The following is an 8,412-nucleotide window of genomic DNA, read 5'->3' on the forward strand; positions in this document are numbered from 1 at the left end:
GCTCCTCTAACAAAGCAAGTGCTTGGTAGGTTAGCCTACAGGGGTGAAAGAGGTCCAGGCGTTCCGGGCCGAGGTCCGCGAGTGGCTGGCCGGGAACCTGGTCGGCGAATTCGCGAAGCTCAAGGGGCTTGGCGGGCCCGGCCGCGAGCACGAGGCGTTCGAGGAACGGCGGGATTGGAACCGACATCTGGCGGCAGCCGGCCTGACATGCCTCGGGTGGCCGGTCGAGCACGGCGGCCGCGGACTGTCGGTCGCGCACCGGGTCGCGTTCTATGAGGAGTACGCACGCGCCGACGCGCCCGACAAGGTCAACCACTTCGGCGAGGAGCTGCTCGGTCCGACCCTGATTGCGTTCGGCACGCCCGAGCAGCAGAAGCGTTTCTTGCCGAGGATTCTCGACGTCACCGAGCTGTGGTGTCAGGGCTACTCCGAGCCCGGCGCCGGCAGCGACCTGGCCAATGTGTCGACCACCGCGGTGCTGGACGGCGACCAGTGGGTGATCAACGGGCAGAAGGTCTGGACGTCGCTGGCGCACCTGTCGCAGTGGTGCTTCGTCGTGGCCCGCACCGAGCAGGGGTCCAAGCGGCACGCCGGCCTGTCTTATCTGCTGGTCCCGCTCGACCAGCCCGGCGTCGAGATCCGGCCGATCAATCAACTCACCGGCACCTCCGAATTCAACGAGGTGTTCTTCGACGACGCCCGCACCGACGCCGACCTGGTGGTGGGCCAGCGCGGTGACGGCTGGCGCGTCGCGATGGGCACGCTGACGTTCGAGCGCGGCGTCTCCACCCTCGGTCAGCAGATCCGTTACGCGCGTGAGCTTTCCGGCATCGCCGAGTTGGCCAAGCGCAACGGCGCGGCCGACGATCCGCTGATCCGTGAGCGGCTGGCTCGGGCGTGGGTCGGTCTTCAGGCGATGCGGTCGTATGCGCTGGCGACCATGGACGTCGAGCAGCACCGGTCCCGCTCGGCCGACGGGACCGGCGGGGCCGGCTGGGCAGGCGGGGCCGGCTGGGCAGGCGGCATCGGGCCGGGTCAGGACAACGTCTCGAAGTTGTTGTGGGCCAACTGGCATCGCGACCTGGGTCAGCTGGCGATGGACGTCGAAGGCATCGCCGGCCTGGTCGCTGAGGATGGCCAGTTCGACGAGTGGCAGCGGCTGTATTTATTCTCGCGTGCCGACACCATCTACGGTGGGTCGAACGAAATCCAGCGCAACATAATCGCCGAGCGTGTGCTCGGCCTACCCCGGGAGGTCAAGGGCTCGTGACCCTGTCGATCGCGCCCAAAGAGGTTGACGGACACGGCCTTCTGAACGGCAAGGTCGTCGTGGTCACGGCGGCCGCCGGGACCGGCATCGGGTCGGCGACCGCGCGCCGCGCGTTGGTGGAGGGCGCTGATGTGGTGGTATCGGATTACCACGAACGACGGCTGGGTGAGACGCGTGACGAGCTGTCCGGCCTCGGGCTGGGCCGGGTGGAAAGCGTTCTCTGCGATGTCACTTCCACCCCGCAGGTGGACGCGCTGATCGCGTCGACCACCGCTCGGATGGGTCGCCTGGACGTGTTGGTCAACAACGCGGGCCTTGGCGGTGAGACGGCGGTCGCGGACATGACCGACGAGCAGTGGGACCGAGTGCTCGACGTGACGCTGAACTCGGCCTTCCGCGCCACGCGTGCGGCGTTGCGTTACTTCCGCGCCGCCGACCACGGCGGTGTCATTGTCAACAACGCCAGCGTGCTGGGATGGCGGGCGCAGCACGGCCAGTCGCATTACGCCGCGGCCAAGGCCGGCGTGATGGCCCTGACGCGGTGCTCGGCGATCGAGGCGGTGCAGTACGGCGTGCGGGTCAACGCGGTCGCGCCCAGCATCGCGCGGCACAAGTTTCTGGACAAGGTGACCTCACCGGGGCTGCTCGATCGGCTGTCCGCGGGAGAGGCATACGGCCGGGCCGCCGAGCCGTGGGAGGTGGCGGCCACGATTGCGTTTTTGGCCAGCGATTACTCCAGTTACCTGACGGGGGAAGTGATTTCGGTATCGAGCCAACACCCATGACGATAAACGCCAAGGCCCCCGAGCCGACCAGCCGCCGCGACGAGCTCCTGGAGCTGGCCGCGACGATGTTCGCCGAGCGGGGGCTGCGCGCAACAACGGTTCGAGACATCGCCGACGCCGCCGGCATCCTGTCGGGCAGCCTGTATCACCACTTCGCGTCCAAGGAGGAAATGGTCGACGAGGTGCTGCGCGGCTTCCTGGATTGGCTCTTCGCGCGGTATGCGGACATCGTCGACACCGAGCCGAATCCGCTGGAGCGGTTCAAGGGCTTGTTCATGGCGTCCTTCGATGCGATCGAGCATCGGCACGCGCAGGTTGTCATTTACCAGGACGAGGCGAAGCGGCTGTCGGCACACCCCCGCTTCTCGTACGTGGACGACCTGAACAAGCGGCAACGCAAGATGTGGGTCGACGTGCTGCATCAAGGCATCGAGGAGGGCTACTTCCGGCCCGATCTCGACGTCGATCTGGTGTACCGGTTCATCCGTGACACCACCTGGGTTTCGGTTCGCTGGTATCAACCCGGCGGCCCATTGACGGCCGAACAGGTCGGTCGCCAGTACCTCGCTATCGTGCTAGGCGGGATCACCGCCGACGAGTAAGGAGTCTGACATGCCCGAGGCGTACATCATTGACGCGGTCCGCACCGCGGTCGGCAAGCGCAATGGGGGGCTGGCCAAGGTGCATCCAATCGACCTGGGAGTGCACGCTTTTCGCGGCATTTTCAACCGCGTTGACGTGGATCCGGCGGCCGTCGACGACGTGATCGTCGGCTGCGTCGACGCGCTCGGCGGGCAGGCTGGCAACATCGGGCGTAACGCGTGGCTGGCCGCGGGCTACCCGGAGGAGGTGCCCGGCGTCACCGTCGACCGCCAGTGCGGCTCCAGCCAGCAGGCGATCTCCTTCGGCGCACAAGCGATCATGTCGGGTACGGCCGACGTGATCCTGGCCGGCGGCATCCAGAACATGAGCCAGATCCCGATCGCATCGGCGATGGTGGTCGGCAAGGAGTTCGGCTTTTCGTCACCGACGGCCGAGTCGGAGAATTGGCAGCACCGCTACGGCGACGAGGAGATTTCGCAGTTCCGCGGCGCCGAGCTGATCGCCGAGCGATGGAACATCTCCCGCGAGGAGATGGAGCGGTTCGCGCTGTCCAGCCACGAACGTGCGCTGTCGGCCATCCGGGCCGGCCATTTCGACAACGAGATCGTCGCGGTAGGCGACTTCCGGATGGACGAGGGCCCGCGCGACACATCGCTGGCGAAGATGGCCGCGCTGCCGACGCTCGCCGAGGGCGGCCGGCTGACGGCGGCGGTGGCCAGCCAGATCTCTGACGGCGCCAGTGCGGTGCTGCTGGCGTCCGAGCAGGCGGTCAAGGAGCACAAGCTGACGCCGCGGGCGCGCATACACCACGTCAGCGCGCGCGGCGCCGACCCGGTGTTCATGTTGACCGGCCCGATCCCGGCGACGCGTCATGCGCTGGAGAAGACCGGGCTTTCGATCGATGACATCGATGTGGTCGAGATCAACGAGGCGTTCGCGCCCGTCGTCATCGCGTGGCTGAAAGAGATCAAGGCCGACCCGGAGAAGGTCAACCCGAATGGCGGCGCGATCGCGCTCGGGCATCCGCTCGGGGCCACCGGGGCAAAGCTCTTCGCCACGATGCTCAACGAGCTGGAGCGCACCGGCGGTCGCTATGGCCTGCAGACGATGTGTGAGGGCGGCGGCACCGCGAACGTCACGATCATCGAGCGGTTGTAGGTCTTCGGTGCGCCGAGTGTGCACTCGGCGACGCTGCTATTGCGACAGCACCAGGGCCAGGCCGCCGAGCGCCACGATCCAACTCGCGAAGCTGCCGACGAGGAAGTACTCGGTGACGTCGTCGATGCCGATGTTGCCGTTCTCCCTTGCCTTTTGCGCGCTGATTTCGGGGAACCGGATGATGCTCTTGGCGGCGATGACCGCCGTCGCCGCGGCGAGCTGACTGCCCAGTCCGAGGCCGAGTATCAGCAGCCGCTCCATCGGCCCGAGCAGCCGGCCGCCCTTCAGCCGGTCAGACGGCTGCGGTACGCCGTCGGGGCGCACCGCGCCGACCAAACCCAGCACCAGCCGCACCAAATGATTGCCGGTCATCAGCTGCAGCAGGACCACGGCGATCGCCATCAGCAGCCGGTCCGAGCTCAGCGCGTCGAGCCCGGGCAGCTTCACCCAATCCGCCCACCGCGCCACCAGGCCCGCGGCGTGGGATGCCCAGCCCGACAACGCCATCAGCACTCCAACCGCTACGACGAACAACACCAGCGGCGCGGCCTGATGCTCGCCGGAACGCTCCGCCCGACTGCACAACGCCACCCAGCCGACGCTTGCCGCCGCCGCCAATACGAGCAGCGGGACATCGCCGATGTGCCACAGCCCGGCGATCGCCGCCGTGGCGACGACCACAACCGGCGCGGCCGCCAGCGACAGCCAGAGTGGGCGGGTCAGTCGGCATGCGTCGGCTACGCCCATCGCGATGAACAAGACCGCAACCGTGCTCACCGCAGCCGCCGAAGATATTCGGACGTCAACACGATCAGATCCAAGCCGTCTCGGCCAGCGCGCTGAGACACCGCCGATGCGCTGATGCCTTCCGCGGCGGCCAGCGCCTTTTTGGTCCGCCCTTCCATAAGCCCCTTCAAGATTCGCAGCGACCGTTCATCCAGTGATCCAAGCAGGTGGTCCCGACAAAGAAGGGCAGCGTTGATCGCGTCGGCGTCCGGCCCGGATTCGCCGCTGACCCGAAACGACGTGCGCACGAGCGCCAATCCGGATTGCCGCTGCGCCCAGGCGGTCCATTCGATTGCCTCGCGCGCCGCCCACCAGCCGGGGCCGTCCTGGATACCCGCGACCTCGTCGAGCACGGTCACCGCGCCCCAGCCGATGCCGAAGCGGACGTCCACGCCGGGCCATACCGCCAACCGCAGCGTCAGCGCGGCCGCTATCGCCTGGCCGACGGTCGCATAGGCGCCCTGAAATTCGTCGCCGACCGTGAACGCCGGCGGATCGATCGCATCGGCCGCGGCCTCGGCAAGGGCGTCATTGACGAGCCGGTGCAGCGCCGTTCGGTCCACCACGCGTCGCGAGCCGACGACGTCACCGATCAGAGTTGCCCGCGCGGATGAAGGGGCGAATGAAGGCGTGGATGAAGGGGCGAATGAAGGCGTGGATGAAGGCGCGGATGAAGGCGCCGATGAAGGGGATCCCTTCATGTGGGTCATATGAACAATATAGCTTAAGTAAGGGCGAGTTAAGCAATAGCCTTTACTCGACGAGGGCGGCGGCCGCCTGCAGGTGTTTGACGGCATCGCGCACGATCGATTCGATCAGCTCCGAGCAGGACGGCAGGTCGTCGAGTATGCCCGCGACCTGCCCGGAGGCCATCACGCCGGCGTCGGTGTTGCCCTCGACCATCGAGGCCCGCAACAGCATCGGCGTATTCGCGGCCATTAGCACCTGCGACCAGGTCAGGTCCTTGCCGTGCCGCATCGCCAGCCCATCGCGGATCATGGTCCGCCACGTCATCCCCGACATCTTTTTGAATTTCGCGGCGTTGCGCACTGCGGCCGAGAAACCCTTCAGCCGTGAGCCGCTTTCGAGGTGCTCGACAAGGGGAGTGCGCAGTACCCGGTGGGGCATGCCGTCAACCCGCCGGGTGACCACGGTGCCGTCGAGCGCGGCGTCCAGGTACCGCTGCTTGACCGCGTCTGGCACGGTCGAATCGGAGGTCAGCAGGAAGCGGGTCCCCATCGCGACTCCGGCGGCACCGTACGAGAGCGCCGCGGCCAGCCCACGCCCGTCGAAGAACCCGCCGGCCGCGACGACCGGGATGTCGACCGCGTCAAGCACCGACGGCAGCAGCAGCGTGGTCGCCACCGGCCCGGTGTGCCCGCCGCCCTCGCCACCCTGCACGATGACCGCGTCGGCGCCCCAGCCCGCCACCTTTCGCGCGTGCTTGGCCGCGCCGATCGACGGAATCACCACCACGCCGGCGTCTTTCAGCCGCGCGATGAGTTCAGGCTTGGGCGCCAACGCGAACGACGCGACTCTGACCCGCTCGCGGATTATCAGCTCGACGCGGTCGTCGGCGTCGGTTGCGTCGGCGCGGATGTTGACCCCGAACGGCCGATCCGTCGCCGATTTCACCTTGCCGATCGCGACGGCCAATTCATCCAGCGTCATCGTGGCCGAAGCCAGAATGCCCAGGCCGCCGGCGTTGGCGGTCGCCGACACCAGGCGCGCGCCGGCCACCCAGCCCATCCCGGTCTGCACCACCGGATGTTCGACGCCGACCAGCTCGGTCAGTGGCGTGCGCAATCGGTGTTGATTCCCGGGCCGCTCCGCTGCTGCCGTCCGATTCATACCCGGACTTCTTTGTCTCGCAGTGCCTTCGGATCGATCACCTCGCGGATCAACTGCAGCTCGTCCGGCGTCGCCAGCCGCGTCTGCTGCACATCCGAAAGGCCGTGCACCTCAAACGAGGTGGCGACGCGCACCTCGTCGGGTGTCACGCCGGGGTGCAGCGACACCGCCCGCATCTGATGATCCGGGCCGCCGAAGTCGAACACGCCCAGATTCGTCACGACCCGACGCACGTCGACGAACCGGAATGCCGGGTTGCCGGCGTCCAGCTTGTCGTATCCGATGCCCGACACTACGTCGACCGCATCGCAGAACACCCGCGGCGAGTGATTCCCCACCCAGTAACTGGTCGCGTGGTTGATCGTATTGCCCGGCGCGCCCCGAACGCCGAACATCTGCCGCGTCGGGTGTTGCAGCGGTCCGAATGCGGACAGGTTCTGATTCCCGTACCGGTCAATCTGATTGGCGCCCATCACCACGTGCCGCCGGCCCCAGGCCAGGGTCTCGAAGACGCGGCCGAACGGCATCCAGCCCTCGGTCGCGCCGGACGCCCCCAATCCCGGCGTGTCGGCCAGCAGCAGCGCCTCACCGTCGGTGAGCAACAGATCGGGGGCAAACGTCAAGCGGGCCAGCCGCGCACCAATCGAGGCCACGGTTGTCATCGCGCTGACCATGATCTCGCCAGCGTCGCGGAACAGCTCCGCGCACGCGACCACGCAGACCTCGGCGCGGCTAACCATGGTCACGACGCCTCCGAACCGAATTCGCGGACCGCGGCCTGATAGTCGTCCTCCGATCCGGAGAGATACGTCTGCACGAACGTCTCCCAAGCTTCCGGTGACTTCGCCGACTCGGCGTAGTGCCGCTGGAACTTCTCGTCGCGGCCGTAATCGGCTGCGCCGGTGGTGAAGTGGGCACCGCCCGGCGCTGCCACGACCACGTCGACCATCATCCGGTTCACTAGCAGCGCCTGCTGTGGCACCGACTTCACCAGCTCCTCCGTCGACACCACCTTCTCCACCGACAAGAAACGCCGATCGGCGGCCATCAGGAACAGGTCGTCGAAGTACGGGTCCACGCCGGTGTAGGCGGCGTTGCCGGCAGCGTCACCGCGGTTCAGGTGGACGAACGCCGCATCGAGTCGCAACGCGGGCATGGCGATCAGCGTCTCGTGGCCGCCGGCAACCGGATACGGCGATGTGACGGTTTTCAGCTCGCCCGCCCAGAAGTCGGGCACGGAACTGCCCAGGCCGGCGCGAATTGGCAGGAACGGCAACCGGTTAGCCGCCGCCTGCAGCCCGGCGCGCAGCATGCCCTCGTCCATCTCTCGCGCCTCGATCGAGCCGGACGTGCGCGCCGACGCGAACCACGGGTCGTAAAAGGGCGGCGAGTCCAGCGACACGAAGCCGTAGTACACGCGCCTCACCTTGCCGGCCGAGCACAGCAGCCCAAGGTCGGGGCCACCGTACGTTACGACGGTGAGGTTCTTGACGTCCGTGCGCAGGATCGCACGGACAAACGCCATTGGTTTGCGCCGCGACCCCCAGCCACCGATACCGATGGTCATCCCGTCGCGCAACTCGGCGACGGCGGCATCAAGTGTGGTGCGTTTTTCCCTCATGACTGCTTGACAAACGCGTCGCGGTGCTCGTCGGAAACCCCGGCGAGGTTGAGCTCGAAGGTAAAGCCTTGTTCCATGCGATAACTGGAGTTGACCCGCTGCACGTCGATGAGGTTCAGCGCTTCCTTGGCCGCCCGGATCACGCGCGTGTCCTTGGCGGCGATGTCGCGGGCAACCCGCAAAGCCGCCTCGTCCAGCTCTTCGGGCGGCACCACCTCGTGCACCGACCCGAAGTGGTGCAGCGTCGCCGCGTCGACGGTCGCCGCGGTGAAGAACATCCGCCGCATCATGTGCTGCGGCACCAGCCGTGACAGGTGCGTCGCCGCGCCCAAGGCGCC

At 67.4% G+C, this 8,412-nt stretch carries 9 protein-coding genes and 1 pseudogene; 4 read left to right on the forward strand and 6 right to left on the reverse strand.

What is annotated here, in order from left to right; all coding sequences use genetic code 11:
• The first annotated feature begins 43 nt into the window (after positions 1-43).
• From ipdE1 to fadA6, 4 genes are read left to right on the forward strand one after another with little or no spacing between them, the layout of a single operon-like run.
• Entirely contained in the window at positions 44-1,270 is a 1,227-nt protein-coding gene (gene ipdE1 / locus VE759_RS11385) for an acyl-CoA dehydrogenase IpdE1 (RefSeq protein WP_324931914.1), read from the forward strand.
• Positions 1,267-2,055: a (5R,7aS)-5-hydroxy-7a-methyl-1-oxo-2,3,5,6,7,7a-hexahydro-1H-indene-carboxyl-CoA reductase gene (gene ipdF, locus VE759_RS11390; RefSeq protein ID WP_324931918.1), complete on the forward strand. Its 789-nt coding sequence runs from the start codon at positions 1,267-1,269 to the stop codon at positions 2,053-2,055. Before ipdE1 ends, ipdF begins: the two co-directional genes overlap by 4 nt.
• Positions 2,052-2,657 carry a TetR family transcriptional regulator KstR2 gene (gene kstR2 / locus VE759_RS11395; protein WP_324931921.1) on the forward strand — a complete coding sequence of 202 codons (606 nt, stop codon included), beginning with the start codon at positions 2,052-2,054 and terminating at the stop codon, positions 2,655-2,657. The genes ipdF and kstR2 overlap by 4 nt, the downstream gene beginning before the upstream one ends.
• A 10-nt stretch (positions 2,658-2,667) precedes the next feature.
• Positions 2,668-3,816, forward strand: a complete 1,149-nt coding sequence (fadA6, locus tag VE759_RS11400) for a steroid 3-ketoacyl-CoA thiolase FadA6 (protein ID WP_324931924.1) — start codon at positions 2,668-2,670, stop codon at positions 3,814-3,816.
• A gap of 36 nt (positions 3,817-3,852) precedes the next feature.
• Here the strand turns inward: fadA6 and VE759_RS11405 are convergent, their stop codons facing one another.
• From VE759_RS11405 to echA20, 6 genes and pseudogenes are all read right to left on the reverse strand, one after another.
• Positions 3,853-4,593 (reverse strand): hypothetical protein, encoded by a 741-nt coding sequence (locus tag VE759_RS11405; RefSeq protein WP_324931927.1) that lies wholly within the window; start codon positions 4,591-4,593, stop codon positions 3,853-3,855.
• Positions 4,590-5,198 carry a SatD family protein gene (locus VE759_RS11410; RefSeq protein WP_324931942.1) on the reverse strand — a complete coding sequence of 203 codons (609 nt, stop codon included), beginning with the start codon at positions 5,196-5,198 and terminating at the stop codon, positions 4,590-4,592. Before VE759_RS11410 ends, VE759_RS11405 begins: the two co-directional genes overlap by 4 nt.
• 157 nt (positions 5,199-5,355) lie before the next feature.
• Entirely contained in the window at positions 5,356-6,453 is a 1,098-nt protein-coding gene (ipdC, locus tag VE759_RS11415; protein ID WP_324931930.1) for a (3aS,4S,5R,7aS)-5-hydroxy-7a-methyl-1-oxo-octahydro-1H-indene-4-carboxyl-CoA dehydrogenase, read from the reverse strand.
• Positions 6,450-7,193, reverse strand: a complete 744-nt coding sequence (ipdB, locus tag VE759_RS11420; protein WP_324931946.1) for a cholesterol ring-cleaving hydrolase subunit IpdB — start codon at positions 7,191-7,193, stop codon at positions 6,450-6,452. Before ipdB ends, ipdC begins: the two co-directional genes overlap by 4 nt.
• 2 nt (positions 7,194-7,195) lie before the next feature.
• On the reverse strand, positions 7,196-8,074 hold the full coding sequence (gene ipdA, locus VE759_RS11425) for a cholesterol ring-cleaving hydrolase subunit IpdA (RefSeq protein WP_324931933.1): 879 nt from the start codon (positions 8,072-8,074) through the stop codon (positions 7,196-7,198).
• Positions 8,071-8,412 (reverse strand): annotated as a pseudogene (gene echA20, locus VE759_RS11430) ((7aS)-7a-methyl-1,5-dioxo-2,3,5,6,7,7a-hexahydro-1H-indene-carboxyl-CoA hydrolase); the annotation flags it as partial. The pseudogene echA20 and the gene ipdA, both read right to left, overlap by 4 nt.

Source organism: Mycobacterium sp. (genome assembly GCF_035640695.1).
GTDB lineage: Bacteria > Actinomycetota > Actinomycetes > Mycobacteriales > Mycobacteriaceae > Mycobacterium.

Coding starts and splice junctions, on each gene's coding strand:
- ipdC (WP_324931930.1), bottom strand. CDS start 6,453: ATGAATCGGACGGCAGCAGCGGAGCGGCCCGGGAATCAACACCGATTG.
- ipdA (WP_324931933.1), bottom strand. CDS start 8,074: ATGAGGGAAAAACGCACCACACTTGATGCCGCCGTCGCCGAGTTGCGC.
- fadA6 (WP_324931924.1), top strand. CDS start 2,668: ATGCCCGAGGCGTACATCATTGACGCGGTCCGCACCGCGGTCGGCAAG.
- ipdB (WP_324931946.1), bottom strand. CDS start 7,193: ATGGTTAGCCGCGCCGAGGTCTGCGTGGTCGCGTGCGCGGAGCTGTTC.
- kstR2 (WP_324931921.1), top strand. CDS start 2,052: ATGACGATAAACGCCAAGGCCCCCGAGCCGACCAGCCGCCGCGACGAG.